This window comes from Caulobacter mirabilis, from assembly GCF_002749615.1.
Classification (GTDB): Bacteria; Pseudomonadota; Alphaproteobacteria; order Caulobacterales; family Caulobacteraceae; genus Caulobacter; species Caulobacter mirabilis.
The window spans coordinates 1,227,721-1,241,691 of the sequence record NZ_CP024201.1 but is presented as its reverse complement, the minus strand read 5'-3'; the positions used below and the strand labels follow the sequence as shown (position 1 = coordinate 1,241,691).

General features: G+C 69.9%; 13 protein-coding genes. 8 read left to right on the top strand and 5 right to left on the bottom strand.

All coding sequences use genetic code 11. The annotated features are described in order from the left end of the window. Positions 1–77 precede the first annotated feature (77 nt). Positions 78–1,571 carry a LytR/AlgR family response regulator transcription factor gene (locus tag CSW64_RS06015; RefSeq protein ID WP_099621255.1) on the bottom strand — a complete coding sequence of 498 codons (1,494 nt, stop codon included), beginning with the start codon at positions 1,569–1,571 and terminating at the stop codon, positions 78–80. A gap of 110 nt (positions 1,572–1,681) precedes the next feature. On the opposite strand from CSW64_RS06015, the gene CSW64_RS06010 reads away from it, so the two are divergent. Then, the gene (locus CSW64_RS06010; RefSeq protein ID WP_099624133.1) at positions 1,682–3,142 is read left to right on the top strand and encodes an alpha/beta fold hydrolase; all 1,461 of its coding nucleotides are present in this window, start codon (positions 1,682–1,684) and stop codon (positions 3,140–3,142) included. A gap of 319 nt (positions 3,143–3,461) precedes the next feature. Here the strand turns inward: CSW64_RS06010 and CSW64_RS06005 are convergent, their stop codons facing one another. Both CSW64_RS06005 and recA read right to left on the bottom strand, forming a co-directional pair. Next, complete coding sequence (locus CSW64_RS06005) at positions 3,462–3,878, bottom strand: GNAT family N-acetyltransferase (RefSeq protein ID WP_099621254.1); 417 nt, start codon at positions 3,876–3,878, stop codon at positions 3,462–3,464. A gap of 296 nt (positions 3,879–4,174) precedes the next feature. After that, positions 4,175–5,242 (bottom strand): recombinase RecA, encoded by a 1,068-nt coding sequence (recA, locus tag CSW64_RS06000; RefSeq protein ID WP_099621253.1) that lies wholly within the window; start codon positions 5,240–5,242, stop codon positions 4,175–4,177. 177 nt (positions 5,243–5,419) lie between these two features. On the opposite strand from recA, the gene CSW64_RS05995 reads away from it, so the two are divergent. From CSW64_RS05995 to CSW64_RS05970, 6 genes are all read left to right on the top strand, one after another. Next, positions 5,420–5,833: a hypothetical protein gene (locus CSW64_RS05995; protein ID WP_099621252.1), complete on the top strand. Its 414-nt coding sequence runs from the start codon at positions 5,420–5,422 to the stop codon at positions 5,831–5,833. Between the two features lie 87 nt (positions 5,834–5,920). After that, a complete protein-coding gene (locus CSW64_RS05990; protein WP_099621251.1) occupies positions 5,921–7,093 on the top strand; it encodes a YadA-like family protein in 1,173 nt (390 codons plus the stop codon). A gap of 105 nt (positions 7,094–7,198) precedes the next feature. Further along, positions 7,199–8,371: a YadA-like family protein gene (locus CSW64_RS05985; RefSeq protein ID WP_099621250.1), complete on the top strand. Its 1,173-nt coding sequence runs from the start codon at positions 7,199–7,201 to the stop codon at positions 8,369–8,371. 105 nt (positions 8,372–8,476) lie between these two features. Beyond that, on the top strand, positions 8,477–8,857 hold the full coding sequence (locus tag CSW64_RS05980; RefSeq protein ID WP_099621249.1) for an ArsR/SmtB family transcription factor: 381 nt from the start codon (positions 8,477–8,479) through the stop codon (positions 8,855–8,857). Further along, entirely contained in the window at positions 8,854–9,345 is a 492-nt protein-coding gene (locus CSW64_RS05975) for an SRPBCC family protein (RefSeq protein ID WP_099621248.1), read from the top strand. The genes CSW64_RS05980 and CSW64_RS05975 overlap by 4 nt, the downstream gene beginning before the upstream one ends. An 89-nt stretch (positions 9,346–9,434) precedes the next feature. Further along, positions 9,435–10,169 carry a site-2 protease family protein gene (locus tag CSW64_RS05970; RefSeq protein ID WP_099621247.1) on the top strand — a complete coding sequence of 245 codons (735 nt, stop codon included), beginning with the start codon at positions 9,435–9,437 and terminating at the stop codon, positions 10,167–10,169. An 18-nt stretch (positions 10,170–10,187) separates the two neighbouring features. On the opposite strand, the gene CSW64_RS05965 is transcribed toward CSW64_RS05970, so the two are convergent. Beyond that, entirely contained in the window at positions 10,188–11,369 is a 1,182-nt protein-coding gene (locus CSW64_RS05965) for a hypothetical protein (protein ID WP_150131343.1), read from the bottom strand. A gap of 104 nt (positions 11,370–11,473) precedes the next feature. Further along, positions 11,474–13,315, bottom strand: coding sequence for a DUF885 domain-containing protein (locus CSW64_RS05960; protein ID WP_172448476.1), 1,842 nt, complete (start codon positions 13,313–13,315; stop codon positions 11,474–11,476). A 152-nt stretch (positions 13,316–13,467) separates the two neighbouring features. Here CSW64_RS05960 and CSW64_RS05955 point away from each other — a divergent pair, with 152 nt between their 5' ends. Continuing rightward, positions 13,468–13,965, top strand: a complete 498-nt coding sequence (locus tag CSW64_RS05955) for a GNAT family N-acetyltransferase (RefSeq protein ID WP_099621244.1) — start codon at positions 13,468–13,470, stop codon at positions 13,963–13,965. The last annotated feature ends 6 nt before the right edge of the window (positions 13,966–13,971 follow it).

Below are 13,971 nucleotides of genomic sequence, written 5' to 3'. Positions count from 1 at the left end.
GGGCGGACGCGCACGTCCCCATCGGCCCGGGAGAGCCCATAGCCCAGCCGCGGCGGCGTCTTCGATCCAGGCGGCCGCTAGACAGGAGCGTCTTGACGTTCTCGTGGCGCGCCGGTGGTCGTCAGGGCGGTCGCGACGACGGGCGGGGCCCGATCGTCGAGCTGGTCTCGCAGGGCCGGCAGACGCGACCGGCTGACATTCAGGACCTCCCCCCCGGCCAGGTGCAACCGCCAACGGCCGTCGCCGGCGCGCTCCAGCCGCTGGACAAAGGCCAGGTTGGCGATCGCCGAGCGGTGAACGCGCAGGAAGTCGGCCGGCAGCTCGCTCTCCAGCTGATCGAGACGGGCGGCGTGGAGCAGCCGCCGACCGCCGGCCAACCGAAGCTCAGCGTAGTCGTCGGCGCCGGTGATGGCGATGATCTCCGCCATGCGAACGAACTCCACGCCCTTGGCGGAGGCCACGGTCAGGCGATCTGGCCGGTGGACGGCTTGGGTGAGCGCGGTTTCGCGGCCCAGGTCGGCCCGGCCCAGCCGCACCACCTCGACCATCAGCAGCGGCAGGACCAGGCCCGCGGCGAAGAGAAAGTGCGACAGATCGACGAACAGTTCCGGGAGAGCGAAGGCCAGGACGATGAAGAGCGCCAGATAGGCCGCCGTCGGGCGCGCGCCCGGGACCCGGCTCCGGACGCCGATCAACGCGGCGGCGAGAGCCAGGACGATGCCGGCGAGCAGCGCCCAGCCGGTCTTGCTGTCGAAACCGGGCAGGAAGGCGGTCCCGCCGACCAGGACCAGCGCCGCCCCGACGATCCCCCGTCGCCAGCGCGGTGAAAACCGCCCGGCGGCATAGGTCGCCAGCAGGATCGCGAAGGCCGCCGCCAGCAGCCAGATCAGGCCGAGCCGCCAGACGTGCAGGGGATAGGGATAGTTGTAGAGCGGACGCAGGGTTTCCGCGGCCGCCTGCAGCGCCGCGACCGCCGCGAGGGCCGCCAGGATCAGGCTGGACCGCGTACGACGGACGCCGTGGATCGCGCCGAAGCCGAACGCCGCCGCCGCCAGGGCGCCCGCCGTCGCCAGGGTGACCGCCAGCACGGGCAGGCGCGACGGGAGGGGATAGGGCCCGATCGCCGCCATCCCCATCGGACGGGCCAGCGGCAGGCCGCCATGGAACGACGACAGATGCACGACCAGCTCGTTGGCGCCGGGCTTCCAGGCGGCGGCCGGGACCGGGAGCGCGCTCTGGTAGCGGCCCGGCTGCTCCTGCCCCGCGTCGGCCCCGGGCCGTCCGTTGGCGCCGAGGCGGCGTCCGTTCAGCCAAGCCTCCGAAGAGGCGGCGCCGGCCAGGTAGAGGGCGTGGGGTCCGTCGCCGGACGGCGCCTGAACCATCGCGCGAATCCAGAGTTCGCGCCCCTGGGGATCGATGACGCCCTCGAGCGGACGGCAGTCGCGCAGCACCGGCCCCTCCGCCGCCCGCCGACCGGTGCAGACCGCCCACGCCGCCTCGCGCGCCCAGGCCGTCGAGGCGGCGGACGAGAGGGCGGCCAGGAGGCCGGCGAGGATGAGGATGCGCCACATGGCGCCTCTATAGCGCCGTTCGCCGGGCGACGGCGCCATTGACCGATCGGCAGGCGCCTTTCGCCGATCCGGACGCGACGAACCGGGGCGGCGTCGGCTCATTGGACGCCATGACACAGCCCCTTCTTCATCGCCGCGCCCTCCTCGCCGCCGCCGGCCTGGCCCTTCCGTCGCTCGCCCTTCCGTCGCTCGCCAGGGCGCGAACGGGCGCCGGGACCGAACCGATCCGCTTCAAGGGTCCAAACGACCAGACCGTCGACGCCGAGCGCGGGAGCTTCGAGGTTCCGGAGGACCGTCGCGATCCGGCGTCGCGGCGGATCAAGCTCAGCTATGTGCGCTTCCGATCGACCGCGGCCCGCCCTGGTCCGCCCATCGTCTATCTGGCCGGCGGACCAGGCGGCTCGGGCAGCCGTACGGCGAGTGGCCCGCGCTTCCCGATCTTCATGGCCCTGCGCGAGGTCGCGGACGTCATCGCCTTCGACCAGCGCGGCACCGGCGAGTCGACGGCCCTTCCGGATCTCCCCACGCCGCCCGTTCCGCCGCCCGCGCCCGTCTTCACGCGCGACGGCCTGACAACCTATTTCCGGAAGGCGTTCCAGGACGCCTGGGCCGACTGGACCGCGGCCGGCGTGGCCATGCGCGGCTACAACACGGTCGAGAACGCCGACGACATCGATGCGCTGCGACGCCACCTCGGCGTGGAGCAGATCGATCTCTGGGGGATCAGCTACGGCACGCACCTGGCGTTGTCCGTGCTGAAACGTCACGGCGGGCGGGTCCGTCGCGTGGCTCTGGCCAGCCTGGAAGGACAGGACCAGACCGTGAAGCGGCCGGCGCATCTGGACGCCTATTTCGACCGGGTCGACCGCCTCATCGACGCCGCTCCCGAGGTCCGCGCGGCGGTTCCCGACCTCCCCGCCCTGATGCGTCGCGTCCATGCCCGCTACGAGGCCGAGCCGCTCCGGCTGAACCTGTCGGTCGACGGCGCGCCCACGGAGGTCCGCATCGGCGGCTTCGGCGTCCAGCAGCTGGCGAGCACCATGGTCGCCAATCCCTGGGTCCTGGCGATGATCCCGGGCCTCTACCTGGCGCTCGAGGCCGGAAACCTGGCGCCGGTCACCCCCGTACTTCAGCGTCTGACCGGCCTGCTCGGCGTCAGCGGCATGCCCGAGGCGACGGACCTGGCGTCGGGAATCTCGGCGGCCCGGCTCGCCATGGTCGAGCAGGAGGCGCGGACGGCCGTGCTCGGCGACGCCCTCAACTATCCGATGCCGCACCTGCTGGGCGCGGTCCCCGACGTCGATCTCGGCGACGACTTCCGGGCGCCGATCCGCATCGACCAGCCGGCGCTGCTCGTCGCCGGCACGCTCGATGGCCGCACGCCGCTGGAGGAGCAGGCCGAGGTCGAGCAGCAGTTCCGCCGCGCCTCGCGCGTGGTCGTCGAGAACGCCGGCCACAACGTCTTCGAGGCCCATCCGGAGGTCCAGGATCTGCTCGTGCGGTTCTTCCGCGGCGAGGAGTCGCTGGACCGCCGGCTCCAGCTTCCGCCGCCAACGTTCCGTCTGGGTTAGCGGAACCGCGCCGGGGACATGTCGGGTCCGGGCTTACCTGCTCCGGACATCGCCGCCGTCCCGCCGTCCGGGCTCAGTTGGGACGGCTCCCCGGCGGGCATGGGCCCCGGGGCTGGGCCGGGATCACGCTGCCTCGGCGCCGGCCCCCTTCGCGCGGCTGGACAGCGGCGCTCGCCGCCGTCTCGAGCTTCCGGGACCCCGGCTCCGGGGCCAGCCGACATTCGCGGCGGGCATGGACGCCCCGATCACCGACCCCTGCTGTCGGAGGGCGGCTGGGAAGAGAAGGACACGGCCGATCCGAACCGAACGGGGCGCCGTCCTAGCCTCGGCGAACCCACTGCGCCATGCCGATCGAGGCCGGAGCGGTGACGGTGAAGCCGAACTGACCGTAGAGGGCCGAGGCGGTTCCGTCGGCGCTCAGGCTCACATGGGCCTCCGCCGGGACGCGCGCCTTTAGCTCGTCCATCAGGGCGGTCATGACCATCCGCCCCAGCCCGCGCCCCTGGTGCTCGGGCGCGACCGCGATGTCGACGACCTGGAAGACCAGACCGCGATCGCCGACGATCCTCCCCATGGCCACCGCCCGCCCCTCGAACTCGACGACCACGCCGATGAAGGTATGGGGCAGCCCCGCCTCCGCGGCCTCACGGCTGCGCGGCGAGAGCCCGGCCGTCTCACGCAGCCGAAGGTAGTCGGCCACCTCGGGCGTCTTCAGGGTGAGCCGATAGGCGCTCATGGGGTTCCTTCGTGTGTGATCTGTCGGTCCGTCGCCTTCGATGAGCGAAGGCTCTGTCCGCCGCCGGGTGGGCAGCCTAGCGTCGAAATCGCATCAGGGTCAGGCCCAGCTCAAGCCCATTCGATGGCCGTCGTCTGACAAAAGAAGGACGCCCGGCTCTTGGGCAGAGCCGAGCGTCCTCGCCGTCAATGGGCCGCACGGGATCCGCGTCGGCTGGGCTGGCGGGCTAGACCGTCGCGAGGCGGCCCGACGGCGATTCTGGCGCGGGCTGGATTGGCTTCCCACGCCGAGGCGCTCTACTCGTCTTCGCCGCCCTCAGGACCGCCGACCAGCAGCTCTTCCTCGATCTTCACCGCGTTGCCACGCACCGCCTTTTCGATGTTGGCGGCGATGTCCGGGTTGTTGCGCAGGAATTCCCGGACGTTGTCACGGCCCTGGCCGATACGTTGGTCGCCGTAGGAGAACCAGGAGCCCGACTTGTCGATCACCCCGGCCTTGACGCCCAGGTCGATGATCTCGCCCAGCTTGGAGATCCCCTCGCCGTACATGATGTCGAACTCGACCTCGCGGAACGGCGGGGCGACCTTGTTCTTGACCACCTTCACCCGAACGTTGTTGCCGATGATCTCGTCGCGGACCTTCACCGAGCCGGTACGACGGATATCCAGCCGGACCGAGGCGTAGAACTTCAGCGCGTTGCCGCCCGTGGTGGTCTCCGGGCTGCCGTACATCACGCCGATCTTCATGCGGATCTGGTTGATGAAGATCACCAGAGTCCCGGCCTTGGAGATCGAGGCGGTCAGCTTGCGCAGCGCCTGGCTCATCAGACGCGCCTGCAGGCCCGGCAGGCTGTCGCCCATCTCGCCTTCGATTTCGGCGCGCGGCGTCAGGGCGGCGACCGAGTCGATGACAATCACGTCCACCGCGTTCGAGCGCACCAGCGTGTCGGTGATCTCCAGCGCCTGTTCGCCGGTATCCGGCTGGGACACCAGCAGCTCATCCAGGTTCACGCCCAGCTTGCGGGCATACTGCGGATCCAGCGCATGTTCGGCGTCGACGAAGGCGGCGGTGCCGCCGGCCTTCTGCACCTCGGCCACGACGTGCAGCGCCAGGGTGGTCTTGCCCGAGCTTTCCGGCCCGTAGACCTCCACGATCCGCCCCTTGGGCAGGCCGCCGATGCCGAGCGCGATGTCCAGGCCCAGCGAACCGGTCGAAACCGCTTCGACCTCGATCTTGCTCTTGGAGCCCAGCTTCATCACCGAGCCCTTGCCGAAAGCCCGGTCGATCTGCGCCAGCGCCGCTTCGAGCGCGCGTTGCTTGTCACCTTCGTCGCGTGTCACGAGTCTCAAAGCCGCCTGGTTCATGGGAAGCCCCATCCTTATGCCGATTCTGGTCCCGCCCCCGCCGGATTGCGGAAGGACGCCCTCGCCGTCTTGAACCCATCATGTGCACGGTTTGTTCTCGTTCGCAATATGTTCTTTTTCGTTCCGCTCGGGAACGACGCGCTCTAGGCTTCGATCACCCCGAGGAGACCGCGCCGCATGCCCGGACACCCCCTGCCCCCGCCGGAGATCCTGGCCCGGCTTCGCGCCATCGCCCGAGCCCTGCCGGAGACCTATGAGGAGAGCGCCTGGGTCGGTCTGCGCTGGCGGGTTCGGACCCACACCTTCGCCCATGTCTTCGCGATCGCCGGCGGCAAGCCCCAGGTCTACGCGACCGCCGCGGGAACGGACGGTCCCGCCGTCGCCATGACCTTCCGGTCGCGGATCGCCGAACTGGACCGGACGCATTTCACCGAGCCGCCGTTCTTCCGGCCGCTGTGGCCGGCCGACATGGCGGCGATCTTCCTGGACGAGACTGTCGACTGGGACGACGTCGCCGGCCTGCTGGAGGGCAGCTACCGGGTCCAGGCCCCGCGGAAGCTGGTCGCCCGGCTGGAGGCCGCGCGCCGCTGAGGTTCGCGTAAGCCATCCATAGGTCGGGGATCGCCAGCCTCCCTCTCCAACGCCGCGCCGTCGCGCGGCCCGAGTGGGAGAAACATCATGACGCGCCCCCTGCCTTCGACGCGCGCCGCCGCGCTCGCCGCCTCCGGCCTGAGCGCTCTTCTGCTGACGTCCGCCGCCTGGGCGGATCCGACGCCTCCGTGCAACAACGGCCCGGATCCCGGCAGCACCGAATGCGGCGCGGCCAGCGAAGCCGTGGGCGAGAACGCCACCGCCGTCGGGCAGGACGCGGACGCCAGCGGATACGGCGCGACCGCGCTTGGGGGAACCGCCCTGAACGACGGAAACGGCTTCGTTCGCCTCGGGCCGGCCGCCGCTCGGGGAGCGCGCTCGACCGCCTTGGGCGCGGGCTCGCTCGCATTCGGCGCCGAAAGCACGGCGGTAGGGTCCGGAGCGTCCGTCAGCGCTTTCAGGGCCGTTGACGGCGGCACCGCGGTCGGCGTCAGAGCCTACGTGTCCCACGCCCGCGGCACAGCGCTCGGATGGGAATCCCTTGCTGGCGGCGTAGGGGCGACGGCGGTCGGCGACAGCGCCCGCGCCGTCGGCGCGGATTCGCTGGCGCTCGGCCGGCAGGCGACGGCCTCGCACGTCGCCTCGGTCGCCCTGGGCGCCGGGGCCCAGACCGATCGCGACGGCCAGGTGAAGCTCGGCGGGGCCGGTTCGTCGGTGACCATCGGCGACATCGACGCCAGCACCTCCGCCCAGACCGGCGCCCTCAGCCTGATGACCGTCGACGCCAGCGGCACGGTCGGTCGCGACACCACGATCCTGGCCGGGATCAATTCCGCCATCGCCGACGTCCAGACGGTCAACACGACCCAGAACACCAGGCTGACCGGCCTGGAGACCACCCAGGCCAGTCACACGACCCGGCTGACCTCGATCGAGGCGGTCAACGCCCAGCAGACCAGCCAGATCACGGCCCTGCAGGCCCAGCAGACGGCCCTCTTCGACCTGGCCCAGCTGAACCGACGCGACATCGACAAGGCCAACGAAGGGATCGCCATGGCCCTGGCCATGGAATCCCCCGCCGTGCCCCCCGGCGCCCGGTTCGCCGTCTCCGGCGGGATCGGCCACTTCCAGAGCAAGACCGCCGGCGCCGCCGCCTTCACCGCCCGCGTCAGCGACAAGGCCTCAGTCTCCGCCGGCATCGGTTTCGGCTTCGACAGCGGCGAGGTCGGCGCACGCGCCGGCTTCCAGTTCGCCTGGTGAGCGGGCGGAAGCCGCCGAGACAGGCGTAAGCTATCCATAGGTCCGCGCTCGACAACCTCCCTCGCGATCACCGCGCCGCCGCGCGGTTCGAGAGGGAGAGTTCTGATGACCCGCCGCCATTTCATGTCGCGCAACGCCCTGATCGCCGCCGCCGGGCTGGCCGCCCTGGCGACGGCCACCGGCGTCCGGGCCGACTTCACGCCCGAATGCAACAGCGGCGCCCTGCCGAGAAGCACCGAATGCGGCATTGGCTCGACGACGACGGGCGCCGACGCGACGGCCGTCGGTGTCGGAGCCAATGCGGACGGGACCGGCTCCACCGCGGTCGGCGCCCTCGGGTCGAGCGTGATCGAGGGCGAAACAATCCTGAGCCTTACCGTGGTCAGAGGCCCGCGCTCGACGGCCGTCGGCGCCGGCGCCAGGACCGAGGGTGAGGAGAACACCGTCGTCGGGTACGGCGCCATGACCAACTTCAACGTGCCCGTGAACGGCTCCACCGCGCTCGGCGTCCGGGCCTACACGTCTGGCGACCTTGGGACGTCGCTTGGGTGGGAGTCCCGGTCCCTGGCCGACGGCGCCACGGCGGTCGGCGCCCGGGCGCGCGCCGTCGGCGCGGATTCGCTGGCGCTCGGCCGGCAGGCGACGGCCTCGCACGTCGCCTCGGTCGCCCTGGGCGCCGGGGCCCAGACCGATCGCGACGGCCAGGTGAAGCTCGGCGGGGCCGGTTCGTCGGTGACCATCGGCGACATCGACGCCAGCACCTCCGCCCAGACCGGCGCCCTCAGCCTGATGACCGTCGACGCCAGCGGCACGGTCGGTCGCGACACCACGATCCTGGCCGGGATCAATTCCGCCATCGCCGACGTCCAGACGGTCAACACGACCCAGAACACCAGGCTGACCGGCCTGGAGACCACCCAGGCCAGTCACACGACCCGGCTGACCTCGATCGAGGCGGTCAACGCCCAGCAGACCAGCCAGATCACGGCCCTGCAGGCCCAGCAGACGGCCCTCTTCGACCTGGCCCAGCTGAACCGACGCGACATCGACAAGGCCAACGAAGGGATCGCCATGGCCCTGGCCATGGAATCCCCCGCCGTGCCCCCCGGCGCCCGGTTCGCCGTCTCCGGCGGGATCGGCCACTTCCAGAGCAAGACCGCCGGCGCCGCCGCCTTCACCGCCCGCGTCAGCGACAAGGCCTCGGTCTCCGCCGGCATCGGTTTCGGCTTCGACAGCGGCGAGGTCGGCGCGCGCGCCGGCTTCCAGTTCGCCTGGTGAACCGGCCCGTTGGCCAAGGGCGGAACTGCGCCGCAGTTCCGCCAACCGGCCCCGTGATAAAACTAAGGAATTGACCTAAGTATTGTTCGGCGGTAGCGGTGAACCATGTTCGCCCGCCCCGCCGTTCCGGCCCCGCCGCCGCCGCCGCCCCCCTCGGTCATCGACGGCGTCTTCCGCGCCCTCGCCGACCCGACGCGGCGCGACGTGGTGCAGCGGCTCGGCTCGCAGCAGGCGTCGGTCAGCGAACTGGCGGCGTCCTACGACATGGCCCTGCCCTCGTTCATTGAGCATCTGAAGGTTCTGGAAGGCTGCGGCCTGGTCGCCTCCAGCAAGGTCGGACGCGTGCGCACCTACCGGCTCGAACCCGACCGCCTCACCCTCGTCGAAGACTGGCTCTCCCGTCAGCGCTCGCTGTGGACGCGCCGCCTCGACCAACTCGACGCCCATCTGCTGAACATGAAACAACAAGAGGAGACCCCGAAATGACCGCGCCGATCGCGAAGTTCGATCCGCAGCTGGACCTGGTGCTCGAACGCGAGATCGACGTGCCCGTCGAGCTCGTCTGGAAGGCCTGGACCACGCCCGAGCACATCCGCCACTGGTTCGTGCCCAAGCCCTGGACCATCACCTCCTGCGAGATCGACCTGCGCCCGGGCGGGATCTTCGCCAGCACCATGCGCTCGCCCGACGGCCAGGAGTTCGCCAACGTCGGCTGCTATCTGGAGATCGTCCCGCTGCGCCGGATGGTCTTCACCGACACCCTGCTGCCCGGCTGGCGACCGTCGTCGAAGCCCTTCTTCACAGCGGTCCTCGAACTGGAGCCCAAGGGCGCCGGCACGCGCTATGTCGCGACCGCCATCCATGGCGAGGAGGCCTCGCGCAAGACCCACGAGGAGATGGGATTCCAGGACGGCTGGGGCACGGTGGTCAGCCAGATGGTCGAGTACATCCAGGCCGGCCATGTGAAACTCTGACCACGGCCCGCGAGGACCGCAGGACGGGCGATCCGGGGGTCGCCCGTCTATCGTTTTGGACTGGGGCCTGGCCACGCTATAGCGCCAGTATGAGTCGCAACTTCACCCTGCTGCTGAGCCTTTGGCTGCTCAGCGGATCCGCCCTGGCGCTGTTCGGCGACGGCGGAGGAATCCTGACCTTCCTGTTCGTGGTCCTGGGCTGGCTCGTGGCCCTGGTGCTGCACGAGTTCGGCCACGCCTATGTGGCCTGGCGGGCCGGCGACCACACCGTCGAGACCAACGGCTACCTGTCGATGGATCCGCTGCGCTACGCCGACCCGGTGACCAGCCTGGTGCTGCCGGTGATCGTTCTGGCGATCGGCGGCCTGGCCCTGCCCGGCGGCGCGGTCTACCTGCGCGAGGACCTGATGCGCAGCCCCGCGTGGCGGTCGGCCGCATCGCTGGCCGGGCCGGCGGGAACGCTGCTGGCGCTGATCCTGCTGTCGCTGGCGCTGCTGGTCGGCGCGGGCGGAGGCTCCGAGAGCGCGCTGTGGCCGGCGGTCGCGCTGCTGGCGTTGTTCCAGGCCGTCGCCTTGGCGCTGAACCTGCTGCCGGTGCCGGGGCTGGACGGCTACGGCGTGCTGCGGCCGTTCCTGCCCGCGTCGTTCCGCAAGATCATGGCGCCGGCCGAGCGGTTCGCGATCTGGATCCTGCTCGCGGCGCTGTTCTTCGTTCCGGGTCTTTCGAGCGTCCTGTTCGGCGCGGCCTTCATCCTGACCGACGCCCTGGGCGTGAACCACGAGCTGATCCTGAAGGGCTTCGACGCCTTCCAGTTCTGGCGGTAGGGCGGACGCGCCAGGCGCCTAACGCGTTCCGGCGGGGTCTGCCGAACTTGAAGGATGATTGCCGCCCCAGACGTACCCTGGTGCAAACGGCGCGTCCGGAACCTCGAAGGCATATATCGAGGCGTCACCGCAATGCCCCCTCCAGCCGTTCGAATAGACGGCTGGACGAACCAAGGAAGCGGGGAATCGACCGCCGAGCATTTCGCCGACCGGCTCCAGGGAAAGGTCCGGCCCCAGACGGTCCGCGGTGAAATCGAAGGCTCCGGCGTAGACAACCTCCCCCGGCTTCACTTCGAACGCGGGCGCGCCTAGGCAAAGATTGATCCCCGCCAGCTGGGTGATCTCCCACCGTCCCGGCGGCACCGCCACGATCGTCCAGCCGCTTGATTTGGAGTAGGTCTTGCCGACCCCCACTAGGGCCGCATCTAGCGGGCGATCGACGGGCGGCGGGCCGGAGCCGGAACCGTCCCGGCGTGTGAACAGAAGCCAGCCCCCGTCCTTCAGGCTGTTAGCGACGCGGACGACGAGAATCGCGGCTCCCTCGGGAACGGATGCGATCTGTTCAGGCTTGAGCGACTTCCTTCCCCGCGCCGACATGGGTTGCATAGGCGATCGCACGGGCGTCACGTCGGCGAGCACCTTGCCCGTCGCCGCCAGGAGGCTCAACTGCCCATCGTTCTTGTGCCCCGGCCGAAACTCGGCGCGGCGGGAAGACCGTCTCGCGATGTCGTTTTCCCAGACGCGGACGATGTCGCCGTCCGGGGTTTCGGCCCCGACCCGGCCTTCCAGCCAATCTGCGACCTCCTCCTGCGATAGTGCGGCGAGGTTCCGGCCCTCAGCCTCGCCGATCAGTACGACCCGCCACCCGCGAACCACCATGCAGTTCTCAAGAGCGGCGCCGGTCACGCTACGCTGGTAGTTCGTCACCAGCGCCCGAACCATGACGCCCTCGGTGGGACGGTCGCCCGCCCCGGCGGTGAAGAGCTCATCGTTCGACACGGTCTTCGCCGCTTCGCCCCAGCAGAGCGCGACATCGGCGTCATGCGAAGCAGGCGTGGCGCCGGGTCGATTGTAATAGGTGTAGCCTAGAGTCATCTCCGCAACGTCCCCGGGCCGAGAGGCTTGCGGAACGGATGTCGCAACCGGCGATGCGCCGGTCAGAGCCGCGGCGAACGCCGCCATCGCGAGTCCTGATCTCATGCTCCCCCTCTTTCTGGGGCAGCATTAGTTAGCGATGGCGACTTCTACAACGACCGGCAGAATGAAGCCGCACGCCCAAGAAGCGCGCGGCTTCGCCCTCCGAGCTACTTCGCGCCGGCGATGTAGCCGTCGATGACCGTCTCCAGCACCGTCAGCGGCACGCCGCCCGACAGCAGGCCCACGTCGTGGAACTTGCGGATGTCGAACTTCTTGCCCAGGACCTTGCGGGCCTTCGCGCGCAGCCGCAGCCACTCGATCTTGCCGACCATGTAGCTGCAGGCCTGGCCCGGCCACACGACATAACGCTCGATCTCGGTGATCGCCGAGGCTTCCTGGTCGCCGATGGTGTCGACGTAGTATTTCACCGCCTGCTCGCGGCTCCAGCGCTTGTCGTGCATGCCGCTGTCGACCACCAGACGGACGGCGCGGAACATCGCGTCGTGGATCATGCCGATGTGGCCTTCCACGTCGTTCTCGTACATGCCCATTTCGACGGCCAGCTCCTCGGCGTAGAGCGCCCAGCCTTCGCTGTAGCCCGAGAAGCCGATCATCTTGCGGATCAGCGGCAGGTCGCCGGCCTCGTTGTTCAGCGCCAGCTGCAGGTGGTGGCCCGGGATCGCCTCGTGGAAGGTCAGGGTCGGCAGGGTGAACCGCGGCTGCTCGGCGCTGTCCCGCAGGTTGATCCAGTAGATGCCCGGGCGCGACCCATCCAGCGTCGGCGAGTTGTAGTAGCCGCCCGGGGCGCCGGCCTCGATGGCCTTGGGCACGCGGCGGATCTCCAGCGGCGCCTTGGGCAGCTGGCCGAAGTACTTCGGCAGCTTCGGCATGATCTCGGCGACCTTCTTGTTCAGGTCCTTGATCAGCTCGACCTTGCCCTCGTCGGTGTTCGGGTAGTGCTGCTTGGGATCGGCGTACATCTGGCGGAAGCGCTCGCCGACGGTGCCGCTGGCGTAGCCGGCCTTGCGCATCAGCTTGTCGGCCTCGGCGCCCAGGCTGGCGACCATGTCCAGGCCGATCTTATGGATCTCCGCCGGGGTGATCTTGGAGGTCGTGTAGCTCTCCAGCGACGTGCGGTAGTACTCCTCGCCCTTGGGCAGACGCCACACGCCGGCGTCATGGACGGCCTTGCCGCGCCATTCCTGCAGCAGAGCCTGCTGACGCTCGAGCGCCGGGCGCACCTTCTCGACATAGAGCTTGGCGGCCTGGCCGCCGTAGTCGCCGGCGATGTTCTTTTCCTTGGCGCGACGGGCGACCGAGGTGACCAGCGGCGCGGCGTCGGCCTCGACGCCCAGCATGGCCTTGAACTGGGTCAGGGCCTTGTCGATGGTGAAGTCGGCCGGGATCACGCCCAGGGCGGCGTCGTGGCGGGCGACCTCGACCTCCTGGTCCAGCATCCGGCCGAAGGCCTCGACCCGGGCCATGTAGGCGTCGGCGTCGGCCTTGGTCTCGATGGTGTGCTGGCTGTCCAGGAAGTCCGGCATCGACTGGTAGCTGCCGGTCAGCTGCGAGATCACATAGGGCGCGCCGCCGTAGGCGCCGATGTAGTCGTACTTGCGATTGAACTCGGCGCTGACGTTCATCACGAAGTCGACGGTGTCGTAGTTGGTTGCGTCCAGGCCGGCCAGCTTGCTGCGGTCGACGGTGCGGAGCTGCTTCAGCTGCGCCTCGCCGATCTGGGCGTTCTCCTTGATGGCGGTCAGCGACTGGTCGGACAGGGCCGACTTGGTCCAGGCCAGGGCGTCCTTGTCCAGGCCCAGGCTGGTCGGCGCTTCCGGCTGGCGGCGCATCTGCTTGTCGACGAAGCTGTCGAACAGCGCATTCATCTTCTTCACCTCGGCCGGGTCGCTCGCCTTGGCCGGCGCGGCGAACACGTCCTTGGGCGAAACCGCTACGGCGACGGCGGTCGCGGCGGCGGCGGAAAACAGAAGTTCACGGCGGTTTTGCACGGGTGTCCCCCTCAGGGTGCGGTTCCTCTTGGGCAAAGGCGTAGGCCCGCCGCGCCATCCCGGCAACGCGCCCCAGGTTAAATCCTCGTAATGCGGAGCATGCCGCCGTTCCGCCCTGGCGACCGGCGCTGAAGACCCCCATCTCCGCCGCCATGTCATCTCCCGCTCCGATCACCGACATCCGCCTGCGCCCCTGGGAGCCCCGCGACCGCGCGCTCGGCCTGGCGCTGTTCGACAGCAACACGCCGCGCTACTTCGCCGAAGTCGAGAAGGCCGACTTCCTGGGCTTCGTCGATGACCTGCCAGGGCCCTACTTCGTGCTGGAGTCCGCCGACGGCGAGGCGCTGGGCTGCGGCGGCTATGCCGGCGGCGGACAGGATTCGAGCATCGCGGCGCTATGCTGGGGCATGGTGCGGGGCGACCTGCATCGCCAGGGTCTGGGCGACCGGCTGCTGACCGAGCGGCTGGCGCGGATCGCGGCCGATCCGATCTTCCGGAGCGTCGAGATCGAGACCACCCAGCACAGCTGCGGCTTCTTCGCCCGCTACGGCTTCGTCGAGACGGCCCGTACGCTGGACGGCTTCGCGCCGGGGATGGATCGGGTCGACATGACCCTGTCGCTCGAGGATTACCGCAAGAGGGGCGGCTAGCGTCGC